General features: G+C 57.4%; 27 protein-coding genes. 16 read left to right on the top strand and 11 right to left on the bottom strand.

What is annotated here, in order from left to right; translation table 11 throughout:
• The first annotated feature begins 114 nt into the window (after window positions 1-114).
• Both AC2FJF_RS14605 and lepA read left to right on the top strand, forming a co-directional pair.
• Complete coding sequence (locus tag AC2FJF_RS14605) at window positions 115-669, top strand: RNA ligase family protein (protein ID WP_496726050.1); 555 nt, start codon at window positions 115-117, stop codon at window positions 667-669.
• A gap of 86 nt (window positions 670-755) precedes the next feature.
• Entirely contained in the window at window positions 756-2,555 is a 1,800-nt protein-coding gene (lepA, locus tag AC2FJF_RS14610) for a translation elongation factor 4 (protein ID WP_496726051.1), read from the top strand.
• A 100-nt stretch (window positions 2,556-2,655) separates the two neighbouring features.
• Here lepA and AC2FJF_RS14615 read toward each other — a convergent pair whose 3' ends face one another.
• A complete protein-coding gene (locus tag AC2FJF_RS14615) occupies window positions 2,656-2,829 on the bottom strand; it encodes a hypothetical protein (protein WP_480840553.1) in 174 nt (57 codons plus the stop codon).
• A gap of 926 nt (window positions 2,830-3,755) precedes the next feature.
• Here AC2FJF_RS14615 and AC2FJF_RS14620 point away from each other — a divergent pair.
• From AC2FJF_RS14620 to AC2FJF_RS14630, 3 genes are all read left to right on the top strand, one after another.
• The gene (locus tag AC2FJF_RS14620; RefSeq protein ID WP_496726052.1) at window positions 3,756-4,109 is read left to right on the top strand and encodes a hypothetical protein; all 354 of its coding nucleotides are present in this window, start codon (window positions 3,756-3,758) and stop codon (window positions 4,107-4,109) included.
• Window positions 4,110-4,192: 83 nt separating this feature from the next.
• Window positions 4,193-4,513, top strand: a complete 321-nt coding sequence (locus tag AC2FJF_RS14625; protein ID WP_058272206.1) for a hypothetical protein — start codon at window positions 4,193-4,195, stop codon at window positions 4,511-4,513.
• 110 nt (window positions 4,514-4,623) lie between these two features.
• Window positions 4,624-5,076: a hypothetical protein gene (locus tag AC2FJF_RS14630; protein WP_496726053.1), complete on the top strand. Its 453-nt coding sequence runs from the start codon at window positions 4,624-4,626 to the stop codon at window positions 5,074-5,076.
• A gap of 1,092 nt (window positions 5,077-6,168) precedes the next feature.
• On the opposite strand, the gene AC2FJF_RS14635 is transcribed toward AC2FJF_RS14630, so the two are convergent.
• Window positions 6,169-6,390 carry an entericidin A/B family lipoprotein gene (locus AC2FJF_RS14635; protein ID WP_496726055.1) on the bottom strand — a complete coding sequence of 74 codons (222 nt, stop codon included), beginning with the start codon at window positions 6,388-6,390 and terminating at the stop codon, window positions 6,169-6,171.
• Between the two features lie 130 nt (window positions 6,391-6,520).
• Entirely contained in the window at window positions 6,521-6,862 is a 342-nt protein-coding gene (locus AC2FJF_RS14640) for an ArsR/SmtB family transcription factor (protein ID WP_108861784.1), read from the bottom strand.
• A gap of 328 nt (window positions 6,863-7,190) precedes the next feature.
• Here AC2FJF_RS14640 and AC2FJF_RS14645 point away from each other — a divergent pair, with 328 nt between their 5' ends.
• The 6 genes from AC2FJF_RS14645 to AC2FJF_RS14670 all read left to right on the top strand — a co-directional run bounded on the left by AC2FJF_RS14645 (window position 7,191) and on the right by AC2FJF_RS14670 (window position 10,955).
• The gene (locus AC2FJF_RS14645; RefSeq protein ID WP_108861785.1) at window positions 7,191-7,823 is read left to right on the top strand and encodes an ATP-dependent Clp protease proteolytic subunit; all 633 of its coding nucleotides are present in this window, start codon (window positions 7,191-7,193) and stop codon (window positions 7,821-7,823) included.
• 134 nt (window positions 7,824-7,957) lie between these two features.
• Complete coding sequence (gene clpX / locus AC2FJF_RS14650; RefSeq protein ID WP_058272201.1) at window positions 7,958-9,223, top strand: ATP-dependent Clp protease ATP-binding subunit ClpX; 1,266 nt, start codon at window positions 7,958-7,960, stop codon at window positions 9,221-9,223.
• 63 nt (window positions 9,224-9,286) lie between these two features.
• Entirely contained in the window at window positions 9,287-9,661 is a 375-nt protein-coding gene (locus AC2FJF_RS14655; RefSeq protein WP_496726056.1) for a RidA family protein, read from the top strand.
• A 79-nt stretch (window positions 9,662-9,740) separates the two neighbouring features.
• Window positions 9,741-10,124 (top strand): NADH:ubiquinone oxidoreductase subunit NDUFA12, encoded by a 384-nt coding sequence (locus AC2FJF_RS14660; protein ID WP_058272199.1) that lies wholly within the window; start codon window positions 9,741-9,743, stop codon window positions 10,122-10,124.
• 13 nt (window positions 10,125-10,137) lie between these two features.
• On the top strand, window positions 10,138-10,590 hold the full coding sequence (mlaD, locus tag AC2FJF_RS14665) for an outer membrane lipid asymmetry maintenance protein MlaD (protein ID WP_496726057.1): 453 nt from the start codon (window positions 10,138-10,140) through the stop codon (window positions 10,588-10,590).
• Window positions 10,587-10,955 carry a DUF2155 domain-containing protein gene (locus AC2FJF_RS14670; protein ID WP_058277011.1) on the top strand — a complete coding sequence of 123 codons (369 nt, stop codon included), beginning with the start codon at window positions 10,587-10,589 and terminating at the stop codon, window positions 10,953-10,955. The genes mlaD and AC2FJF_RS14670 overlap by 4 nt, the downstream gene beginning before the upstream one ends.
• On the opposite strand, the gene aat is transcribed toward AC2FJF_RS14670, so the two are convergent.
• From aat to AC2FJF_RS14690, 4 genes are all read right to left on the bottom strand, one after another.
• The gene (gene aat, locus AC2FJF_RS14675) at window positions 10,910-11,542 is read right to left on the bottom strand and encodes a leucyl/phenylalanyl-tRNA--protein transferase (protein WP_496726058.1); all 633 of its coding nucleotides are present in this window, start codon (window positions 11,540-11,542) and stop codon (window positions 10,910-10,912) included. The genes AC2FJF_RS14670 and aat overlap by 46 nt on opposite strands.
• A gap of 48 nt (window positions 11,543-11,590) precedes the next feature.
• A complete protein-coding gene (accC, locus tag AC2FJF_RS14680) occupies window positions 11,591-12,940 on the bottom strand; it encodes an acetyl-CoA carboxylase biotin carboxylase subunit (RefSeq protein ID WP_282153492.1) in 1,350 nt (449 codons plus the stop codon).
• A gap of 9 nt (window positions 12,941-12,949) precedes the next feature.
• Window positions 12,950-13,459, bottom strand: coding sequence for an acetyl-CoA carboxylase biotin carboxyl carrier protein (gene accB, locus AC2FJF_RS14685; RefSeq protein ID WP_496726060.1), 510 nt, complete (start codon window positions 13,457-13,459; stop codon window positions 12,950-12,952).
• A 150-nt stretch (window positions 13,460-13,609) separates the two neighbouring features.
• The gene (locus AC2FJF_RS14690) at window positions 13,610-14,146 is read right to left on the bottom strand and encodes a LuxR C-terminal-related transcriptional regulator (RefSeq protein WP_058272193.1); all 537 of its coding nucleotides are present in this window, start codon (window positions 14,144-14,146) and stop codon (window positions 13,610-13,612) included.
• A 195-nt stretch (window positions 14,147-14,341) separates the two neighbouring features.
• On the opposite strand from AC2FJF_RS14690, the gene AC2FJF_RS14695 reads away from it, so the two are divergent.
• The 5 genes from AC2FJF_RS14695 to AC2FJF_RS14715 all read left to right on the top strand — a co-directional run bounded on the left by AC2FJF_RS14695 (window position 14,342) and on the right by AC2FJF_RS14715 (window position 20,255).
• Window positions 14,342-15,637 (top strand): helix-turn-helix domain-containing protein, encoded by a 1,296-nt coding sequence (locus tag AC2FJF_RS14695; protein ID WP_496726061.1) that lies wholly within the window; start codon window positions 14,342-14,344, stop codon window positions 15,635-15,637.
• A 76-nt stretch (window positions 15,638-15,713) separates the two neighbouring features.
• Window positions 15,714-16,094 carry a response regulator transcription factor gene (locus AC2FJF_RS14700; RefSeq protein ID WP_496726062.1) on the top strand — a complete coding sequence of 127 codons (381 nt, stop codon included), beginning with the start codon at window positions 15,714-15,716 and terminating at the stop codon, window positions 16,092-16,094.
• Window positions 16,091-16,393 (top strand): hypothetical protein, encoded by a 303-nt coding sequence (locus AC2FJF_RS14705; RefSeq protein ID WP_496726063.1) that lies wholly within the window; start codon window positions 16,091-16,093, stop codon window positions 16,391-16,393. The genes AC2FJF_RS14700 and AC2FJF_RS14705 overlap by 4 nt, the downstream gene beginning before the upstream one ends.
• Complete coding sequence (locus tag AC2FJF_RS14710) at window positions 16,393-19,071, top strand: ATP-binding protein (RefSeq protein WP_496726064.1); 2,679 nt, start codon at window positions 16,393-16,395, stop codon at window positions 19,069-19,071. Before AC2FJF_RS14705 ends, AC2FJF_RS14710 begins: the two co-directional genes overlap by 1 nt.
• 77 nt (window positions 19,072-19,148) lie before the next feature.
• Window positions 19,149-20,255 (top strand): FliM/FliN family flagellar motor C-terminal domain-containing protein, encoded by a 1,107-nt coding sequence (locus AC2FJF_RS14715; protein WP_496726065.1) that lies wholly within the window; start codon window positions 19,149-19,151, stop codon window positions 20,253-20,255.
• Between the two features lie 18 nt (window positions 20,256-20,273).
• On the opposite strand, the gene AC2FJF_RS14720 is transcribed toward AC2FJF_RS14715, so the two are convergent.
• Genes AC2FJF_RS14720 through AC2FJF_RS14735 form a run of 4 tightly spaced genes read right to left on the bottom strand, consistent with a single transcriptional unit; the run spans window position 20,274 to window position 22,464 of the window.
• The gene (locus AC2FJF_RS14720) at window positions 20,274-20,705 is read right to left on the bottom strand and encodes a protein tyrosine phosphatase family protein (RefSeq protein WP_108861797.1); all 432 of its coding nucleotides are present in this window, start codon (window positions 20,703-20,705) and stop codon (window positions 20,274-20,276) included.
• A 9-nt stretch (window positions 20,706-20,714) separates the two neighbouring features.
• On the bottom strand, window positions 20,715-21,146 hold the full coding sequence (locus AC2FJF_RS14725; RefSeq protein ID WP_496726066.1) for a DUF6691 family protein: 432 nt from the start codon (window positions 21,144-21,146) through the stop codon (window positions 20,715-20,717).
• Window positions 21,146-21,568, bottom strand: coding sequence for a YeeE/YedE family protein (locus AC2FJF_RS14730; RefSeq protein ID WP_058277020.1), 423 nt, complete (start codon window positions 21,566-21,568; stop codon window positions 21,146-21,148). The genes AC2FJF_RS14725 and AC2FJF_RS14730 overlap by 1 nt, the downstream gene beginning before the upstream one ends.
• A gap of 32 nt (window positions 21,569-21,600) precedes the next feature.
• Window positions 21,601-22,464, bottom strand: coding sequence for an MBL fold metallo-hydrolase (locus AC2FJF_RS14735; RefSeq protein ID WP_496726067.1), 864 nt, complete (start codon window positions 22,462-22,464; stop codon window positions 21,601-21,603).
• Window positions 22,465-22,693 lie beyond the last annotated feature (229 nt).

A 22,693-nucleotide genomic window follows, 5' to 3' on the forward strand; every position in this document is an offset into this window, starting at 1 on the left:
CGTTGTCTAACCCGACTTTGCTTAGAAACCCCTCATGAGACCACTATGCTTAAGAAATACGGACGCACATTTCACTTGCCGCAATCTCCTGGCGCCACGAGTGATGACAAAATCATGTCTAGCGTTGCCGTGTTAGAGATGGCTGACGAAGTGGTGTTCACTGAAAAGATGGACGGTGAGAATACCACGATCCACAGCCTAGGCTGTCACCCCCGCAGCCTCGACGCGAGATATCATCCGTCGCGAGATTGGATGAAGGCATTTGCAGCCGGTATAGCGCCTCTACTTGCCGAGGATGAACGAATTGTGGGCGAGTATTTGTTCGCGCGTCATTCCATCACTTATTCAGAGCTGCCGACATATTTTCTGGGATTTGCTTGGATCAAGGCTGAGGAAGTTCAACCTTGGGACGCGACGCTTTCGCGCTTTGTCGAACTTGGGGTCACAGCGGTTCCTGAACTTTATCGCGGGCGGTTTTCGGCACAGATCGCAAAGGATGTAATTGCGGGTCTCGATCTCGAAAAACAAGAGGGGTTTGTCGTTCGCACCACTGGGGCCTTCAAGGAAGAAGACATGCCCATACACCTTGCTAAATACGTACGTGAGGGCCATGTGCAAAGCGAGACGCATTGGATGAATGCAGCGCTGGTCAAAAACGGTTTGGTCTGACTGGGCCGAGAGCTTGGGAACAAAGGGTTTCGCAGCATGTTGACCCACCTTGACCACAGCCCAATTCCGACGCATATCCCCAACCCATGACAGACCTCGCTCATATCCGCAATTTCTCCATCGTCGCGCATATCGACCATGGCAAATCCACCCTTGCTGACCGGCTCATCCAAGAGACCGGAACGGTCAAGGATCGCGACATGAAGGAACAGCTGCTCGACAGCATGGATATCGAGCGCGAGCGCGGCATCACAATCAAGGCCAACACGGTCCGCATCGACTATACCGCCGACAATGGCGAGCAATACGTGCTAAACCTGATCGACACACCCGGCCACGTGGACTTTGCCTATGAGGTCTCGCGCTCCATGCGCGCGGTCGAAGGCTCACTGCTGGTTGTGGACTCGACCCAAGGTGTCGAGGCGCAGACTCTGGCGAACGTCTATCAGGCCATTGATGCGGATCATGAGATCGTGCCGGTACTCAACAAGATCGACCTGCCGGCGTCCGACTGTGACCGCGTGGCCGAACAGATCGAGGATGTGATCGGCATCGACGCGTCTGAGGCCATTCAGGTCAGCGCCAAAACCGGGCAGGGCATCCACGAAACGCTGGAATCTATCGTCACCCACTTGCCTGCGCCGCAGGGCAATCTCGACGCGCCGCTCAAAGCGATGCTGGTCGACAGTTGGTACGACGCCTATCTCGGCGTCATCGTTCTGGTCCGCATTATGGACGGCACGCTGAAAAAGGGCATGCGGGTCAAGTTCATGTCGAACAACACCCTGCACCATGTGGACCGCGTTGGCGTGTTCCGCCCTGAGATGGAGATGGTCGACAGCCTCGGCCCCGGTGAGATCGGCTTTCTCACTGCCTCGATCAAACAGGTCCGCGACACGCGTGTCGGCGACACCATCACCAATGACCGCAACGGCACCGAAATCGCACTGGACGGCTTCAAACCCGCGCAGCCGGTGGTGTTTTGTGGCCTCTTCCCCGTCGACAGTTCCGAATTCGAAGACCTGCGCGATGCGATCGACAAACTGGCACTGAATGACGCCAGCTTCAGCTTTGAAATGGAAACCTCGGCGGCACTTGGCTTTGGCTTCCGCTGCGGCTTCCTTGGCCTGCTACACCTTGAGGTCATCCGCGACCGCATCGAACGCGAATATGATATCGAACTCATCACTACCGCGCCGTCGGTGATCTATCACGTCTACATGAAAGACGGCGAGATGATCGAGCTGCACAACCCCGCCGACATGCCCGACCCGTCCAAGGTCGACCATATCGAGGAGCCGCGCATCAAGGCGACCATCTTGGTTCCCGATGAATTCCTCGGCGACGTGCTGAAACTCTGCCAGGACCGTCGCGGCATCCAGATGGACCTGACCTATGCGGGCAGCCGCGCCATGGTCGTCTATGACCTGCCGCTGAACGAGGTCGTCTTTGACTTTTACGACCGCCTGAAATCGGTGACCAAAGGCTATGCCTCGTTCGATTATCAGATGACCGGCTATACCGAGGACAATCTGGTCAAGATGTCGGTGCTGGTGAATGACGAGCCGGTTGATGCGTTGTCAACCATGGTTCACCGCGACCGGGCTGAGATGCGGGGCCGTGCGATGTGCGAAAAGCTCAAAGACCTGATCCCGCGCCACATGTTCAAAATCCCGATCCAGGCCGCCATCGGAGGTAAGGTCATCGCGCGCGAGACCCTCTCGGCCCTGCGCAAGGACGTGACCGCCAAATGCTACGGCGGCGACGCCACGCGGAAACGCAAACTGCTGGACAAGCAGAAAGCGGGTAAGAAGAAGATGCGTCAGTTCGGGAAGGTCGATATCCCGCAGGAGGCGTTTATTAGCGCCTTAAAAATGGACAGCTAAAAGCTGGCCATTTTTACGGCGGGTGGGCGAAAGCGGTTGGCGTAGCCAACCGCGTGCCCACACCTTGAGGTAGGGAGAGCGACCTTGGCCGCTCACCCCATTACTTTTCCTTCCGAACGCCTTTGAAGGGCTTCTTGCTGGAAGTCTTGACGTCCATGAAGCGTCCGGTTTCGGTGTCACGCTTCACATAGTGACCGGATGGCGTTTTAGTTTGCGAACGGCCTTTGACCATTCCGTTGCGACGTCCATCACCTGATGGTGGGTTAGTAGCCATATTATCCTCGTTATCGAGTGTGACAGTATGGTACGCAATAAGCACAACCATCCGACAGGAAGTACCGTTGCCGCGCAGCCGCCACCGCGCTTTGGCAAGTCGAATGCCACCCAAGCGGTATGCGATTTGCTAGAAGCGGGGGGTGAGTGCATGTTCCATCATCAACATGCACTTCGTGATAGCCATCAGGCTGTGGGTTTTGGTTAACGTAATAGTTTGGCATAACGCTGCCTCGTTCAAAGTTTCAACGAGGGGCGCCTTGACTGTTTTTTGTGAATCCGTCAGGATTCACGCGTTGCAAACTGACCGCGGCAACCCCCCAAGGTTGGTGCGGTACTACAACGAAGCGCCGTCTTGGTCTGACCACCTTGGCGGCGCGATTCGTTTGTAGCTCATACCTCAGCATGGCTCGACCAAATACAATATGCAAGAGAACAAACGCAGAAACATCACCATTGGCGGTATAATCGCCCTAGATGTGCCGTTTGGAACATGTTGTGCCCCAATATAGGGGGGTTGTCAACAGATTCCTCCACAGGAAACTCCCAATTTTTCTGTATGTCGAAAAAATATGATGTTCTGCCACTATATGTAGAATCGATGGCCGGGCTAGTTGAGGAAGTATAGAGTTGACGCCGTTTCACATTTCACTTTGATCAACCCTCCCGCCCGGCGGCACCGCCGGACCGCGCCGACCCGCCCCCGTCAAACCGAAGGTTTGCCCCCGGCAAAACGGGCGGCGCGTTTGCGCCCCGGGGCTCCGCCCGTTCGGTCCTGAAACGGTCCACTGGACCGTTTCCGAGACGGGCCTCACCCCCTCGGGCCAGCGCTGCCCTCAGTCCAGCCCAGCCCCCAAATTTCTGATATCCCGCAAAAAGTGATACACTCCCTTCATTCCAAACAAGTTTTTCATAGGGGGAAGAGTTATGGACCCACAGCTGCGTTCTCAGATTTCGATGAGCCGTCTCGACCACTATTACGACATCATGCGCACCTCGATCTTTGCCTATGTCGCTATCGCCGCGATCATCGGGTTTGGGCCCGTAGGGCTTGCTCTGCCGTTGATTGTGTTGGTGATTGCGGTGACAGCCTATGGCGTTCTAGCGGGCAAGACCGCGTTGGAAGACGTTGAAAACCTTCGGGACGACATGACCGAGGAGTTTGCGCAGACCAGTTTCGCCCGCGGGCTAAAGGCGCGGAATTTGAAAGGGTTGGTCCTGACGTCGAATGCACTGCTCTGCCTGATCGGACTGGCTGAACTCATCGCGATTGTGTTCTAGCCGAGGGTTGTGACCCACCTCACAGCCTCAACCTTCCCCACCTGCTACACTTGACCCAACGGCAACCTCGGCAGGAGGCGCAGATGTCCACATCCATGATCCCCCTTATCGCCCTCGGGTCGGCGGGTCTCTATTCCGTGGCCATGATCGCGATGAAGTTCTGGTGGAAACTCCCCGGTGTGGGTCTCGGCCTGCTGATCGTCGCGACCCTGCTGGCAGGGGCGACGCTGGAACTCGCCGCGCTGCGCGAGGAACGGCTGGGCATCATCTATACTGGCATTCTGGGGGCCGAGGTTGTTCTGATCGCCATCGCCTCGTTCTTTCTGTTCGGCGAAAATTTTTCATATCGCGAGGCGGCAGGCATTGGTCTGGTCATCCTCGGCACCGCGCTGGCCTGGGCATAAGGCAATCATTACCGGTTTATGAAGTTTCCCTTAGGTAAGTTGCAACCTGCGCACTCCCTTCCAATCTGTTCAACAGGCCAGCAACGGCCCTGAACTTTGGAGGAGAGCCCATGACCAGATATATGACTGCCGGAGCAGCCGCTCTGGCCACGAGCCTTACCCTTGCCACGGCCTCGATGGCCGAGACCACACCCGATCTGCGCGGTGCCTGGAGCGGCACCTATACCAAGGTTTCACCGTCTCGGGTGGCAACCGGCGATGCGCCACGCTTTCATCAGGGAGAGTGGCTTCTGGATATTCAGCAGCAGCAGGACAACTTGTTCTGGGGGCCCAGCATGTGGCGACCGGATGCTGGCACAGATTGGCGTGTGTTTGACGCCACCGGGACCATCAGTCTGGATGGTTCGAACACTATCGGCATCGTCGAAAGCTCGGCCGATCCGCAGGTAGGCGTGAATGCGCTGGTGGATGCGCGCTATCAGGACGGCAAGATTTACGCGGATTTCCGTAGCCTGCGTCGCGGGACAACGTACAGCGTTGTGCTCGAACGTCAGGTGAACTGAAGCGTCTCCGGCCCGGCCGGCCGTAGGGGGTACTGGCTGCACCGTGTTGCAGCGCGTAGTAGGTAATCTCGGTCGGGTCGGAACGCTTCTCATAAACGGACACAGCGTCTCCTCAGGGGGGGCGGGTCGGGCGGCATCTTGGTTGCAAGCGACAGGGTCCTGAACACACGGTGCCGGATTGCGGCGTTCCCCGGCATATGTGGTTTAGGGTCTCGCGAACCTTCAGCGCGGCTTAGCTTGTGGTCTGAGAGCCGTCCGGCCCCAGTTTCTCTGAACATCTCTGGCCAGGCAATGGTAAGCGCGGATCCGTCTGATTCGATGCTTTGAGGCTGTGAATACCCGCAATCGGCAACGAAATGGCCTTTGCGGGTGCAGAAAGTCAGGAAAATCGAGTCATTTCGTCGAATTCAGCGTTTTCCATTGCCAAGACCGCACGGCGTTTCGATTTCCGGAGTTATCCACAATTTTCTCCCGGCGGATATCAACACTTTATCCCCGTCTAATTCTCATGCTGCAGTGCTATTTTCTTGTCGGAACATGACCCGGATGTAACAGTTCTATTACCGCAACGGTTCTTAGGAACCAGGGTGGGACGCAAAGACCAAAGGGGGTCGAGGCAATAAGGGCAAGTCTTAGGATTAGCTTTTATATGCAGAGGCTTACCGGTGGATGGTCAGTTGAATTGGGTGTCAGACCCGGGTCAGATGATCAGACTCTCAGAAGGTCGATGCGTGCTGCAAAGCATCTTAGGATGCCGAGCAGCGGCCGTGGCCTGTAACAGGGTCTGGGCAACTGGATCGTGGCGTCCCTCGGATGCATCGACCCGGCAAGGCGTCAGGAGTATCCGCAAGGGTACATGCATGGACCGCGTCTGCGCACCTGACGCCTTTTCTTTTTCTCTGGTTTTTCCAGGCTGCCACTCTGCCCCTGCAAAACGGGAACGGGGTTCTTGTGGATGCACAAGAACCCCGAAGTGTCAGATATGCAATGCCGCGTCTATGCACCTGTGCCAAGGAGTGTAACTTGGTTGGCTGCAATCTTCAACCATATCTTGTATGTAGAAGTTGTGCTTTCACAATATCCTGAACCGCGTCAGATATTTTGCTGAACGTCAGTTGCCGCGCCTTGAATGGCATCACCTGCTTTTTCGATATCTTTGCCAGCACCTTTGGCAGTCTCGCACGCGGCGAGAGAAAACAGTGCCAACCCTACCAGAATTGCTCGGATCATCAGTACCTCCATTTGATGTTCTAAGCATGGCCTAGCAGTTTTTATTTGCTGGAACCAGTATTTTACCGCGCTGACACGGGGCATAGAAACACGAAGCTGCAGACCAAATAGACCGCATGGATTGCGAAGGCAGGGTGTGGCCGCACCAACGTTAGAATGTTCGGGTCGGAAAGACTGGAACAACGCGTCTGGTGCGGTGGAAAGATAAACGAAATCAGTCCTTTTGGTCGCCGCAGAACAACTCGTACACCACTTCAAGCATACGGCGCGGTCTGTCGTCAGCAAGTCGGTAGTAAATAGCCTTGCCTTCGCGTCGCGGAATCACAAGGCCTTCCAGACGAAGGCGGGACAGCTGCTGCGAGACAGCCGCCTGCCGCGCGGAAAGTAGGTCCTCAAGCTCGGTCACGGATTTTTCGCCAGAGACCAGATGGCACAAGATCATCAATCGGCCTTCGTGACTGATCGCCTTGAGGAAATTCGATGCGCGGGTCGCATTTCCCGCCATCCGATCGAAATCGTCAGACGTCATATTCTGTGAAATCTGAGGCAATGCCATTGGTGTTTTCCTTTTGAGCCCTGGTGTCGGGGAACTTTTGTGAGTGTTTCGCTAAAGCGGTTCGCATTGCTACACGTTCTGCGCATGAATTTCCATATGCATGGATCAAAATGACGTGATGCGAAAAGGGGAACTTACAAACAAGCGCGTCAAACCAGGCCTTGACCGCTGTTGTTTCTGTGCGTTCGACATCAGACTATCCCCCTATTGTGGGCGGTTGGAGCGCGATCTGTTGTGCCCCCCTTGCAGCCCCCCCGTGGCGACACTAAGACTCGGGTAACGTTTCTTCGGGTAATGTCCCGATCCATAGCAAAACAGGCAGGTTCTCATGTTCGATCCCGTTGACACCTATATGAATACGCTCGTTCCCATGGTCGTCGAGCAGACCAGCCGGGGTGAACGCGCGTATGATATTTTCTCGCGCCTTCTGAAAGAGCGGATCATTTTCATCAACGGTCCGATCCACGACGGGATGAGCCACCTGATCGTCGCGCAATTGCTGCATCTTGAGGCGGAAAATCCGAACAAAGAAATCTCGATCTATATCAACTCGCCCGGTGGCGTCGTCACCAGCGGTTTGTCGATTTACGATACAATGCAGTATATCAAGCCGAAATGTTCCACATTGGTGATCGGTCAGGCGGCCTCGATGGGGTCGGTTTTGTTGGCCGGGGGCGAGAAGGGAATGCGTTTCTCGCTGCCCAACAGCCGGATCATGGTGCACCAGCCCAGCGGCGGCTATCAGGGTCAGGCCAGCGACATCATGATTCACGCGGCCGAGACGCAAAAACTGAAGGATCGCCTTTATGACATATACGTGCGTCATACCGGCCAGACCAAAAAGGCGGTTGAAAAAGCGCTGGATCGTGACAATTTCATGAGCCCGGAAGAGGCGAAGGACTGGGGTCACATCGACGAAATCGTCGAAAATCGCGCCAAAATGGATGGTGACGAGGCCTAAGAATATCTCCCCACGTCTTGGGCGTGGGGACCATTTTTGAGATTGTAGCCGCCCCGGTGGTGGCCTAAGCTGCACCAACATGTGGCATGCGCGGTTCCACACAGACCGCAGGGACGAAGCCCGAAAGGTAGAACATGGCGACGAATTCAGGCGGTGACGGCAAAAACACGCTCTACTGCAGCTTCTGCGGCAAGAGCCAGCATGAGGTGCGCAAGCTGATTGCCGGCCCGACCGTTTTCATCTGCGATGAATGCGTCGAGCTGTGTATGGACATCATCCGCGAAGAGACGAAGGCCAGCGGCCTGAAATCCAGCGATGGCGTTCCAACACCCAAAGACATTTGTGAAGTGCTGGACGATTACGTAATCGGTCAGGCCACCGCCAAACGGGTTCTGTCGGTTGCGGTGCACAACCACTACAAACGTCTGAACCATGCCCAAAAGGCAGGCAGCGATATTGAGCTGGCCAAGTCCAACATTCTGCTGATCGGTCCGACCGGCTGCGGTAAGACGCTGCTGGCGCAGACGCTGGCGCGTATTCTGGATGTGCCGTTCACCATGGCAGACGCAACCACACTGACCGAAGCCGGGTATGTGGGTGAGGATGTTGAAAACATCATCCTCAAGCTGCTGCAGTCCAGCGAATACAATGTCGAACGCGCGCAGCGCGGCATCGTCTATATCGACGAGGTCGACAAGATCACCCGCAAATCCGAAAACCCGTCCATTACGCGTGACGTGTCGGGCGAGGGTGTACAGCAGGCGCTGCTGAAGCTGATGGAAGGCACCGTGGCCAGTGTACCGCCGCAGGGCGGGCGCAAGCATCCGCAGCAGGAATTCCTGCAAGTGGATACCACGAACATCCTTTTCATCTGCGGTGGTGCTTTTGCAGGTCTGGATAAGATCATCGCGCAACGCGGCAAAGGCTCGGCCATGGGCTTTGGTGCCGACGTGCGGGACAATGATGAACGTGGCGTGGGTGAGATTTTCAAGGATCTCGAGCCCGAGGATCTGCTGCGGTTCGGCCTGATTCCGGAATTCGTTGGTCGTCTGCCGGTTCTGGCAACGCTGGAGGATCTGGACGAAGATGCACTGGTCACAATCCTGACCAAACCCAAGAACGCTCTGGTCAAGCAGTACCAGCGCCTGTTCGAATTAGAAGACGCCGAGCTGGCATTTACTGATGATGCGCTGAAGTCGATCGCCAAGAAGGCCATCGAACGCAAAACCGGCGCGCGCGGGCTGCGCTCGATCCTCGAGGATATCCTTCTGGACACCATGTTCGAACTTCCGGGCATGAAGAACGTAACCGAAGTGGTGGTGAACGAAGAAGCGGTGTCGTCTGACAAGCAACCACTGATCATCTATGCGGATGCCGCGGAATCAGCTTCGGCAGGGTAAGGCACAACAAGAATTACCAAGACGGCGCGGGATTGACCGCGCCGTTTTCTTTTGGAGGGAAGCATGAAAATCAGGCGCATTTCATCTGGCGGAGAATTCGAGGCCAAAATCGGCTATTGTCGTGCTGTGGTTGCAAATGGTTTCGTCTTTGTCGCCGGGACTTGCGCCCAAGGTGACAACGTGCCGGAGGACATTGTAGGGCAGTGCAAGTCGTCCTTGGAGGCGATTGGAAAAGCGCTGGCCGAGGCTGGAGTCGGTTTTGCGGACGTAGTTCGGGTCAATTACTATTTGCCGGACATGAATGAGTTCGAACTTTGCTGGCCGTTGTTGGTAGAATCTTTTGGTGACAACCCACCGGCAGCGACGGTGATCGAATGCAATCTCATAACACCCGAGGACCGCATCGAAATCGAAGTGACCGCGGCTCTGCCGCAATAGAGGGTGCGGTTTTTGTGACACTGGACCTTAGCCCGCCTTTGGTCCATATCTGCGGGTACAGAAATGCCGGAGGCAGCTGATGGGAATCCTAAACAGTCTTTTGCGGGCCGTGACCTGGTGGAACGGATCCACATTGAACACGCAGATTTACACATCGCGTAAGGGTATCAAGGTCGGTGAAGACGACGAAGGCAACGTGTTCTATCACAATGCAGACGACAGCAGACGCTGGGTTATTTTCAATGGTGAGGCCGAGGCAAGCCGAGTTGACCCCGATTGGCATGGCTGGCTGCACCGCACCTGGGATGAGCCGCCGACGGACAAACCGCTGAAACACAAATCCTGGGAAAAACCGCATCAGGAAAACCTGACAGGCTCTGCTTTGGCTTATGCGCCGGCAGGTTCTTTGCGCCGCCCGGACCCGGTCGAGCGTAAGGACTACGAAGCCTGGAGCCCGGAATAACACGAGGCGAGCAATGTCGAGTTATAACGCAACCGAAGTTCTGGTCGGTGGGGCCGTTTTGGCCTGTGCCGTCGCCTTTGGCGTATATGCCAGTCAGTCCACCGGTCTGTCGCAAAGCAGTGGCGGCTATGAACTAGGCGCCTCTTTTCGTTCCTTAGAAGGGGTAGGCGTCGGCACCGACGTACGCCTTGCGGGTGTCAAGATCGGCACTGTAACCGGTGTGGACCTTAATCCCGAAACCTATCGCGCCGATACCACCTTCTCGATCTCTGACGGGATTCTGGTGCCGGACGACAGCGCGATTGTCATCTCATCCGAAGGGCTGCTGGGCGGCAACTTTGTCGAGGTCATGCCGGGTGGTTCGCCGTTCTACCTTGAAGCGGGCGATCAAGTCGAAGATACGCAAGGTGCCGTCAGTCTGATTTCCCTGCTGGTCAAGTTTGTGGCCGGGGACGGAAGCGAATGAAGCGATTTGCCCTGATTGCAGCGTTGCTGGCCGCGACGGGGGCCACGGCCCAGCAAAAAGCCCAATCCGGTCCTGGCGCAATGCTGCGTGGTCTGGACAAGGTCAGCGGTCAGACCGTCGATGTTGAAATGCGGAATGGTCAGACACTGCCGGTTTTTGGGTTGGATGTGGCCTTGGGCGATTGCCGCTATCCAGCGGACAACCCGACCGGTGATGCGTTTGCCTACCTGACGATCTGGGAAAAAGGCAGGACAGATCAACTGTTTGACGGCTGGATGATTGCCACGTCTCCCGCGCTGAACGCGCTGGACCATGCGCGTTATGACGTCTGGGTGATGCGCTGTATCACTGCGTCGGGTGACTGAGGCACTGCTGCCTCGAAATCCGCACTGGCATTGATCGCCTCTTCAAGCGCGTTCCGATATTGCGTGCGCGGAATTTCGATCGCCCCCAGAGACGCCAGATGAGCGGTCAGAAATTGCGTATCAAACAGCCGAAATCCGGTTTGGCGCAAGCGGTCCACAAGATAGGCCAGCGCTATTTTCGAGGCATCCTTTCGACGGGAAAACATGCTTTCGCCGAAAAACGCCGCACCCAGCGTAACGCCATAAACGCCGCCGACCAGTGCGTCCTCATCCCAGACCTCCAGCGAATGGGCCCGGCCCGCGAGGTGGAGTTGCTGATAAAGGTGGCGCAATTCTGCATTGATCCAGGTGTCTGCCCGATCAGCGCAGCCATCGACCACTCCGGCAAAATCGCGGTTGATGCTGATGGAAAAGCCGGACTTTCGAATGCGGCGTGCGAGGCTGCGCGAGATATGAAAGCCATCTAACGGAAAAACGCCACGAAATTTGGGATCGACCCAAAACAGTTCCGGGTCATCGCGGTGTTCGGCCATCGGGAAAATTCCAATGGAATAGCCGTGTAGCAAAAGTTCAGGGGTCAGGCTCATGCGCGATACCCGGGGACCAGAGCGCAAGTGCCCTCTGGTCCCTTGGTTTTATTGGGCCATATTCGCCGCAAGCCAGTGTTCCAGCCAGTGAATGTTGTAATCACCGTTGTGGATTTCCGGCTCTTGCAGCAACGCATGGAACAGCGGCACGGTTGTATCGATACCGTCCACGATCAGTTCGCCCAATGCGCGATCTAGTCGTGCCAGCGCCTCGGCTCGGTCGCGGCCATGTACGATCAACTTGGCAATCAGCGAGTCGTAATATGGTGGAATCGAATACCCATCGTACAGCGCCGAATCCATCCGCACACCCAGACCGCCGGGGGCATGAAAGGCCGAGATCCTGCCCGGGCAGGGTGAGAAGTTCGGCAGCTTTTCTGCATTGATCCGGACCTCAATGGCGTGGCCGTTGATCACAAGATCGTCCTGACCAAACGACATCGGTTCGCCAGCTGCGACGAGAATTTGTTCGCGCACCAGATCGACGCCAAAGATGCCCTCGGTCACCGGGTGTTCCACCTGCAGGCGGGTGTTCATCTCGATGAAGTAGAACTCACCGTTCTCATACAAGAACTCGATGGTTCCGGCGCCAATATAATTGATCTTGGCCACGGCGTCCGCGCAGACTTTACCGATCTTGGCGCGCTCTTCCGGGCTGATGCTGGGGCCGGGTGCCTCTTCAAACACCTTCTGGTGGCGGCGCTGCAGCGAGCAGTCGCGTTCGCCCAGATGCACAGCCTTGCCCTTGCCGTCTCCAAAGACCTGGATCTCGATATGGCGGGGCGTGGTCAGGTATTTCTCGATATAGACCTCGTCATTGCCAAAGGCGGCTTTGCCCTCGGCACGTGCGGTCATAAATGCGCTTTCCATCTCATCCGCGCTCATCGCGACTTTCATACCGCGACCGCCGCCGCCAGCGGTGGCTTTGATGATGACGGGATAACCAAATTCCTCGCCGATTTTCTTGGCGGTCTCCAGATCTGGCACGCCGCCGTCCGAGCCGGGGACGCAAGGCACACCCAGCGCCTTCATCGTGTCCTTGGCGGTGATCTTGTCGCCCATGACGCGGATGTGCTCGGCGGTGGGGCCGATAAAGGTGATGCCGTGATCTTCGACGATCTGCACGAACTCGGCATTCTCGGACAGAAAGCCATAGCCGGGGTGGATTGCCTGTGCGCCAGTGATTTCACACGCCGAGATGATCGCAGGCACCGACAAGTAGCTTTGCGGGCTGGGCGGAGGGCCGATGCAGACCGATTCGTCCGCCATGCGCACATGCATCGCGTCGCTATCGGCGGTGGAGTGGACGGCGACCGTCTTAATCCCCATCTCGCGGGCAGCGCGGATGACCCGCAGGGCGATCTCGCCTCGGTTGGCAATCAGGATCTTGTCGAACATGGGACCGCCTTACTCAACGATGACCAGAGGGGTGCCGAATTCCACCGCATCACCGTCACCGACCAGAATGCGTTTGATGGTTCCGGATTTGGGAGCGTGAATGTGGTTCATGGTTTTCATCGCTTCGACAATCAGCAGAGTGTCGCCTTCGGACACCGATGCACCGACGCTGATGAAGGAAGGTGCGCCCGGTTCGGGCTGCATATACACGGTTCCAACCATGGGCGAAGTGACGGCACCCGGGTGGTTGGCCGGATCTTCCTGAGCAGCGGCGGCCTCGACAGGTGCAGCGGCTGCTGCGGGTGCAGCGGCTGCTGCGGGTGCAGCCGCAGGGGCAGATGGTACGGCCACCTGAACAGGGGCGGGCGCGACCTGCGACATGCGGCTGACGCGGACATTCAAACTGTCGTCGTCACCATATTCGCGCATGACTTCCAGTTCGGTCAGGTCATTTTCGCGCAGCAGTTCGGCCAGTGCCTTGATGAATGCCACATCCGCTTCGTGTTTGGTATCTGTCATGAGTGTCCTCGACGGTTCCCCTTTGGCCCGTCTGTTCTCGCGGGCTTTGGTCTGATTACGCAGCGTTATAAGCTATGCGCACGGCCATGAAAAGCGCAGTCTCGGCATGTCAGATGGGGGTTTTGCCCAATATTTCGAGGGGGAAACCGATTAAAGGGGCATGCCTGAGAGTTTTGCCACAAGCTCCGGCAGTTTGCGCGCGCCGAACTTCTCTAGCAAACGGGCGCGGTAAGCCTCGATCGTGCGATAACTCAGCCCCAGCTCGACGCCGATTTCCTTGGCGGACAGGCCACGGCAGGACATGATCGCAACTTCGCGTTCGCGGGTGGTCAGTTCGACCAGCGGGCGGTCTTCTGAGATGTCGGAAAAGCTCCAGATGCCATGGCGAAACGGGTCGTCCGGTGTCAGGGATCGCCCGCGTGCACGGCACCAGAACAAGTCCCCGTCGCGTCGGCGCATGACCCGTTCGTCAGTATAATATCCTGTGTCCTGCATCGCTTTCAGGCCGCGCTGTCCGATCCGCTCCCAATCCGCAACCGACGGGTAAAGGTGCAGCAGAGGCATATTGCGATACTCTGCCTCTTCGCCGCCAAAGGTGCGAGCGAATTGCAGATTGCAGCGTCGGATGATGCGGTTTTCCAACTCGACCAATCCGATGGGGGCATATTCGAAAGCTGGATCGCTCATCCGGCTATCGTGCAAGGAATTCGGGAAAATTAGAAGAGGGTGGATGCAGATTTGGCACCGATTGCCGGGGTGGAAGGTAAGGGCCATCCGTAATCACAGCTGTGAATGCTGTAAACGGACTATGAAAATTGGCCTTTAAGCTGTAGAAATTTAATGGGAGTTTTGAAAAAGCTGGAGCAAACTGGGTGATGGAACATGCGCGACACGCTGACAGGTAGCCGCATTCGCGAGCGACGCCAAATCTCAGGTTTGCGGCAGGCCGAGCTTGCGCGGCAGGTTGGGATCTCGGCGTCTTACTTGAATCTGATCGAACACAATCGCCGTCGGATCGGGGGCAAGCTGCTGGTGGATATCGCCAATGCGCTGTCTGTTGAGCCTTCGCTGCTCACCCAAGGGATTGAGGCTACGCTGATTTCGGCGCTGCGCGAGGCTGGTGCAGATGCGGTTGGACAGCAGGCCGAAGTGGATGCGCTGGAAGAGTTCGCAGGCCGGTTTCCCGGATGGGCCGGAGTTCTGGCGCAGATGCATCGCCGGGTCGTCTCGCTTGAGCGCACGGTCGAAACCCTGTCCGATCGGCTGACACATGACCCACATCTTGCCGCGTCGATGCACGAGGTGCTGTCCACGGCCGCCGCGATCCGATCAACGGCCGCGATTCTGGCCGACACGCAGGAAATCGAGCCCGAGTGGCGTGATCGGTTCCACCGTAACCTGCACCAGGACGCCGAACGGCTGGCCGACAGTTCCAAGTCTCTGGTGGCGTATCTGGATGATTCTGACGCGGCCGACGACCGTCGTGGTGTGCCCTCGGAGGATGCTGAAGCGTTTTTTCAGGCCAACAGCCACCATTTCCCGCAAATCGAAGCAGGTGGAAGCGGTGCGGACATTGACCTGAGCGCGATTGAATCGGCAGCAGCGCGAACTGTGACCAAGGGATATCTGGATACCTACGCCGCAGATGTCAGAGCCATGCCCCTGGACGACGTGCAGCAGGCTCTGACCGAGGCTGAACCGGACCCGCTGGCTCTGGCCGCACGGTTTTCAGTAGATATCCCGACAGTCCTGCGGCGGCTGGCGACATTGCCCGAAGGATATCTGGGGCGGCCCACCGGGCTGGTGGTCTGTGACGCGTCGGGCAGTATCCTGTTCAGCAAATCCGTGCCTGGCTTCGCCATGCCCCGCTTTGGCGAAGCCTGCCCGTTCTGGCCCATCTTTCAGGCTCTGAACAGACCATTGGTTCCGATCCGCAAACGCGTTGTGCAATTGGGGCGAACGGCGGCCGAGTTCGACTGCTATGCCTACGCGTGGCCGCAGGCGGTTTCAGGATATGACGATGCGCCCGCCTATCATTCAGTCATGCTTGTCCGAGCGGTGGAAGAGGGGGCTCCGAGCGCGCAATCCGTGACCCGGGTCGGCCCAAGCTGCCGGGTTTGCCCGAATGACGCCTGTGCATCGCGCCGCGAGCCGTCGATTTTAAGCGAAGGTTTTTGACAGTTTCCTGACAGAGGGCTTAAGCTGATGCCGACAGGTTCACAGACGGAATCTGTCACGGGGAGGGATGAAACATATGAGCCGTAAGGTTCTGTTAATTGAGGATGAGCCTAACATCGCTGAGGCCATTCGATTTTTGCTGACCCGCGAGGGATGGCATGTTGAAACGCACGCAGAAGGGGCGGATGCGATAGAAGTCATCCAGGGCGCAAATCCTGATCTGGTCATACTGGACGTTATGCTGCCCGGCAAAAGCGGGATGGAGATTTTGCGCAACCTGCGCCAGCTTGAGGGCATGCAGCATTTGCCCGTTTTGATGCTGACCGCGCGCGGGCAATCGCGCGACCGGGAAATGGCCGAAAATGCCGGGGTCAGCCGCTTTATGACCAAGCCGTTTTCCAACGCCGAAGTGCTGACAGCGGTGCGAGACCTGCACGCGCAGGCAACACGGTCATGAACTCGGGCGAAGATCGTACGCCCAAAGGGGTCCGGCCTTCGCTATTTCTCGAGCGTCAGAGCTATCGCCGCCGCAGGTTGATGGATGCCGCGCGCTTACTGCCTATTCTGGGGGCCGCTCTTGTTGCCATTCCCCTGCTGTGGCCAAGCCAAGGCTCATCTGAAGACGGTGTGCCGCTGTCTTCAGCAATTCTGTATATCTTCACGTGCTGGGCATTGCTGCTCCTAATCAGTCTGATCTTTGGATTTGCAGCCAGACGAATGATTGTAAGTGACGATGCCGAGGCAGAGTCGGATTGATGGCCACACTAAACGTTCTGATCCTGGTTTGCCTCGGCTATGTCGTGCTGTTGTTCGGGGTGGCTTTTGTCGCTGACCGGATGGCGGCCGCCGGCCGAGGGGCGTGGTTGCGGTCTCCGCTGATCTATACATTGTCACTGTCGATCTATTGCACGGCGTGGACCTTTTATGGCGCGGTCGGAAACGCTGCGCGGTCCGGGTTAGAGTTCGTCACGATTTACCTTGGGCCGACGCTGGTGATGCTCAGCTGGTGGTGGGGGTTGCGCAAGCTCGTGCGGGTAGGCCGCACCCAGCGGGTAACATCCATCGCAGACTTGATTTCCTCGCGATACGGAAAATCTAACACGCTGGCCATTTGCGTGACCATTCTGGCCGTTTTGGGTGGAACGCCGTACATCGCGTTGCAGCTGCAATCCATTACACTGTCTTTTTCCATCTTTGCCGAGGCTGATCCCTCGGGCCTCTACCGAGAAGGTTCCAGTGTGTTTTGGGTAGCTGCGGGCCTGGCGGTATTTGCTATCCTATTTGGCACCCGAAATCTGGACGCGAATGAGCGTCATCACGGCGTGGTCACCGCCATTGCGTTGGAATCGGTCGTCAAACTGTTCGCCTTGCTTGCGGTCGGCGTCTTCGTTGTTTGGGGCGTTGCGGGTGGGATTGGCCCGATGATGGATCGCATCGATGCCTCGGAGATTGGGCAATGGAATGTGGATGCCGGACGTTGGACGACCTTCATCTTCCTCTCGGCCGCCGCTTTCATCTGTTTACCGCGGATGTTTCAGGTGATGGTTGTTGAGAACGCGGATGAGGGACACCTGAGAACCGCTGCCTGGGCTTTCCCGTTATATCTGCTGTTGATGAGCCTGTTTGTGGTGCCCATCGCCGTCGTGGGTCTGGATTTGATGCCCGAAGGCTCGAATCCCGACCTGTTCGTGCTGACGGTGCCCTTGTCGCAGGGGAACGACTGGCTAGCGATGCTGTCGTTTATCGGCGGGTTTTCCTCGGCTACGTCCATGGTCATCGTGACGGCAATGGCGCTGTCGACCATGGTGTCGAACCATCTGGTCATGCCGATCTGGCTAAGCACGCAAGGGGGGGCGGGTTCGGTCTCGGGTGATGTTCGCAACGTGGTGCTGATGGCGCGGCGCGTGTCCATCGCGGTCATCATGGCGCTGGGTTACTACTACTACCGCTTGTCGGGCGGTGGGGCGGCTCTGGCGTCGATCGGGCTGGTGGCCTTTGCGGGCATTTCCCAGATCCTGCCAGCGCTGGTCGGAGGACTGTTTTGGCGTGGGGCCACGAGAACCGGGGCGTTGGTCGGGCTGACGGTTGGTTTTGTGCTGTGGATCTACACCTTGTTACTACCGGGGATGGGCGGCGCAATAATGCCCGACTCGGTATTGCAAAACGGCCCCTTCGGTTGGGGCTGGCTGCGTCCACGGGCCCTGTTCGGGATCGAAGGAATGGACCCCATGGTCCACTCGGTTATGTGGTCATTGGCGTTGAACACGGCTGCATTCTGCGCCGCGTCCCTGCTGAGCTTTCCCAGCCCGTTGGAGCGTCTTCAGGGTGCGCAGTTCGTCAATGTTTTTGACCACTCGGTCTCACCGGCTGGCTGGACCGGGTCGGTGGCGCAAAGCGAAGACCTGATGATCATGACACAGCGCATTCTGGGCTCTGGCCCGGCGCAGGAGTTCTTTCAGCACGAGGCCGAAGCACAGGGTGGACGGACAAGCCTGCCGGAACCCACGCCGGGTTTTTTGGAAAGACTGGAACGTGAACTCAGCGGCTCGGTCGGCGCGGCCACGGCCCATGCGATGATCGGGCAGATTGTCGGTGGATCGTCCGTTTCGGTTGAGGACTTGCTTGCGGTGGCTGACGAGTCGGCGGAACTGTTGGAGTATTCCAGCCAGCTTGAGGCCAAATCCGCCGAGCTCAGCCGAACCGCGCGCCAACTGCGTGAGGCGAATACCAAGCTGACACAGATCTCGGAACAAAAAGACGGTTTCCTCAGTCAGGTCAGCCATGAACTTCGGACGCCGATGACCTCAATCCGGGCCTTTTCCGAGATCATGCGCGATACGGATGGTTTGAGTGCCGAAGAGCAAACGCGCTATGCCGCGATCATCCATGATGAAGCCCTGCGGCTGACGCGCCTGCTGGACGATTTGCTGGACCTGAGCGTTCTGGAAAGCGGTCGTGTAAGCCTGAATATGGGTGGGGATACCCTTGGTTCGATCCTGGATCGGGCGGTTTCAAGCGCATTGGCAGGATCGCACCCAAAACTTAGAATTCGCCGCTCGCGACCGTCCGAGCGTATTCCGCTGAACACTGATCTTGATCGGTTGGGGCAGGTCTTTATCAATCTGATTTCGAACGCGCAGAAATACTGCGATGCGGATGAACCCGTTCTGACCATCTCGGCCCATGATGTCGGGGGCCAGGTCGTTATTGATTTCACCGATAACGGCAGTGGTATCCCGCCCGAAGCGCAGTCGATGGTGTTCGAAAAGTTTGCCCGTGTCGGTGGGGACAAGGCGGGTGGCGCCGGGCTGGGTCTGGCGATCTGCCGCGAGATCATGCAGCGTCTGGGCGGCGAGATCAGTTATCTTCCTGGGCAGGGCGGCGCGGCCTTTCGCGTCCGCCTTCCGCTGGCGCACCGGCAAGCTGCGCAATAATGCGAACATAAAGACATTGGTAACCCGCCTCGGGTTAGACCGGATACCAGGTTCAGAAACTCAAATCGGTATCGGCCATGACGCAGTCTGTCAGCACAGCTTTGGCGCGCAAACTTTCAGCGGGACAAGAAGAGCAAGGTGAAAAGCCGCGTTCCGTTCTTCGTGCCCTTCGACTGGCCTTTGCGCGAACGGCAGGGGATCAGTTCCAGCTGCCGCTATCGGTGATCGGTGCAAGGCAGTCTCTCAAAGCTCAGGACACGCTGGCTGAGGTGATTGATGCGGACTGGATGCTGCTGCGCCTGGGCAACGCGGACGGGATGTCCGCTGCGATTTGCGTGGATATGGGGGTCGTGTCAGCGATCGTGCAAGTGCAGACAATTGGTGAAGTTATGCCGAACCCGCCAACAGCACGGGAGTACACAGATACGGATGCAGCAATGGTGGCGCCGCTGGTCGAAGACGCTTTGATCAGGGCCGTCGCGCTGGTCGATACAGCCGCCGATCAATCCAGTCTTGCCGGTTATGAATTCCGGGCGCGGATGGCGGATCTGCGTTCATTGTCGCTGGCTATGGTCGAAGACGCATATCGCGTGTTTGACCTGACGGTAGAACTTGGCGGCGGGCTACGACAGGGGCAGATCACAGTCCTGTTGCCCGATACACCGTCAGAGCAGGGGGCCGATGATGAAATTCAAGTTGCTGCCGGCCCGAAGCTTGAGCAAGCGTCGGGGGTTGTCCGGGCCGAATTGAATACGGTGATCGGCAGGATGTCAGTGCCATTGGTAACCCTGTCCAGGCTGTCAGTTGGGGACGTTCTACCGTTGACCGGATCACGGCTGGATCGTGCGGAAATCCTGACAATTGGTCGAACGCGGGCTGCAATTGGGCGTTTGGGACAATGCGGAGGGATGCGCGCAGTACGGTTGAACGAATGTGCTTCGGCTGCAGCGTTGGAGCAAGCTGAAATGCCTGAGTTTCTGGAAGCGCGAAGCAACGCGCCCATGCCGGACACTCTGAAAGATCCGATGCCACCCAACCCGTCACATGAAGTCGTGCCAATAGATTCAGTGGCATTGAACGAATTGGAGGGCGATCTGGGCTTTGGCAGCCCGGATCAGATGGCGGCCGAGATTTCGCAACTGGCAGGTCTGACAGGATTGGACGACGTTCCCGACCCAACCTAACCTGAGTTCCAAAGGTCCTCAGCCGTCAGAACCGCGCATATGCTCCAGCGCGGGGCGCAGGTTGTCCAGCATATAGCCGGCTTTGGTTGTGGCCTCGAGGATCTCATCCGCGCTCATGTGGTCGCACTGGCCCAAAGCCCAAACCACCGAACAGCGGGTGCCAGACGCGCAATAGGCTAAAACGGGGCCAGAGCAGCTTTCGGCCAATTCTCGTTGCAGGGCAACATTGCCGGGCGTCATGGTCTGGTGGGTCAGTTCCAGAACCTCATATTCCATCCCGGCTGCCCGGACGGCCTGCCCGATTGCATCCGACTGCATGGTTGGTGGAACTTCCGTATTGGGACGGTTGCAGATGACCTTAACGAAACCAGCTGCGGCGATGGCTGGGACGTCCTCGACCGTGATTTGGGGCGAGACGGCATAGCGGGGGGTTATTGGTCGAATCTCCATGGCAATTGCTTAGGCCGCGTTTGCGGATCTGTCCAGTTGTGCACCAAGCCCGGGCGCCGCAAACATTCCCGTGATCATCGCAGCCAGAAACACGAGGCCGCCAAGGCCGCCATAGGTGATGGACGCGATGGCAGGTCCAGGACAAAGCCCGGACAAGCCCCAGCCCATGCCAAACATCACGGAGCCGATAATCAAGCGGCGGTCCAACTCGGGCGGGCTCATCTTAGGAAACTGACCACCGGTCAGCGGCCTGCGGTGGGCCGTCATTCTCCAGGCGATGAGCATCGGCAGGATCGCGCCGCCCATCACAAATGCCAGGGTGGGATCCCAGTTCCCGAACACATCCAACCACCCCTGAACCTTGGTGGTATCGGTCATGCCCGAGATCAAAAGGCCGGCACCAAACAGTGCTCCAGCCAGCATTGATATGAGAACCCGCATCAAATCAGCCCCCATACATGGCGCATCAGCGCAATTGTTGCCCCACCTGCGCCGATATAGATCAACGTCGCGATGATGCCCCTGACGGAGAATCGAGAAATACCACATACCCCGTGCCCTGAGGTGCATCCATTGGCAATGCGCGTTCCTGCGCCAACCAAAAGGCCGGCGATGACGATCACTGCGAAGTTGTCGGTCAGATGTGTCATGGGCGCAGAAGAGAGTAGGGGACTCAAAATAAGTGGCGTCGCGATGACGCCTGCGATGAAGCTTAAGCGTTCTAACGTGCGGTCACTGCCATCAACCAGCCCGCCCAGAATCCCACTGGCGCCCATGATGCGCCCATTGCCCAAAAGGTAGACTGCAGCGCCCAGCCCGATCAGCAAGCCACCGGCAAGCCCCCAAATCCATTCAATGTACATTTGTTATCCTCAGTTCGCCTGTTGGGTCTGCGTCACAACTTGTTGATCGGCACCTTCAGGAATACGTCGCCCTGTTCGTCCGCAGGCGGCATCTGCCCGGCTCGCATGTTAACCTGCAAAGACGGCAGGATCAGACGAGGCATGGGCAGGGTTGCGTCACGGGCATCGCGCATTTCAACAAATTCTTCGATTGATTTGCCTTGTCCGATATGGACGTTCAGGGCTTTTTGCTCTCCGACTGTTGTCTCCCAGGCAAATTCATCACGCCCCGGAGCTTTGTAGTCATGACCGACAAAGATGCGCGTCTCATCCGGCAGTGCCAGGATCTTCTGGATCGACTCGAACAGCATTTCCGAAGACCCACCGGGAAAATCGCATCGCGCGGTTCCGAAATCCGGCATGAACAGCGTGTCACCGACAAAAGCCGCGTCTCCGATCACATATGTCAGGCAGGCGGGCGTATGACCGGGCGTGTGGACAACATCGCCGCGCATCTGCCCAACGTGGAAGCTGTCGCCATCGCGGAACAGTGCATCGAACTGGCTGCCGTCGCGCTGAAACTCAGTCCCTTCATTGAAGATTTTCCCGAAGGTTTCCTGAATCGTCACGATCTGTTCACCGATGCCGATCTTTCCGCCCAGTTCCTGTTGCAGATAGGGTGCCGCTGAAAGGTGGTCGGCATGCACATGGCTTTCCAGAATCCACTCGACCCTTAGCTCATTGTCGCGAACATAAGCGACGATCTGATCCGCTGAGTTGGTCTTCGTTCGGCCCGAGGCGTGATCGAAGTCCAGAACGCTGTCGACGATTGCGCAGGCCGTCCCTTCGGGTTCCTGCACAAGGTATGAGACCGTATTGGTTTCAGGGTCGAAAAACGCTTTCACAATTGGTGTCATCTGGCTCTCCGTCAGCGCGCAACTCATCATATATGTTTTTCAGAATATGATGCAACCGGCAATCTTTGATTTGATGCGTGTCAAGGCAAGTTAATCCAATTCCGATTAGAATTTAATCATTCTGCCTTAGGTTGCCGATACCGGGTGGGCGACAGGCAGTTTTCCGCGCGTTTGTTCGCCAGGATAACCAGGTCTTAAAACCGTTACCTATATCGGCGACAGTGATAGA

The sequence above is a fragment of the Ruegeria sp. CDSB013 genome, from assembly GCF_059611165.1.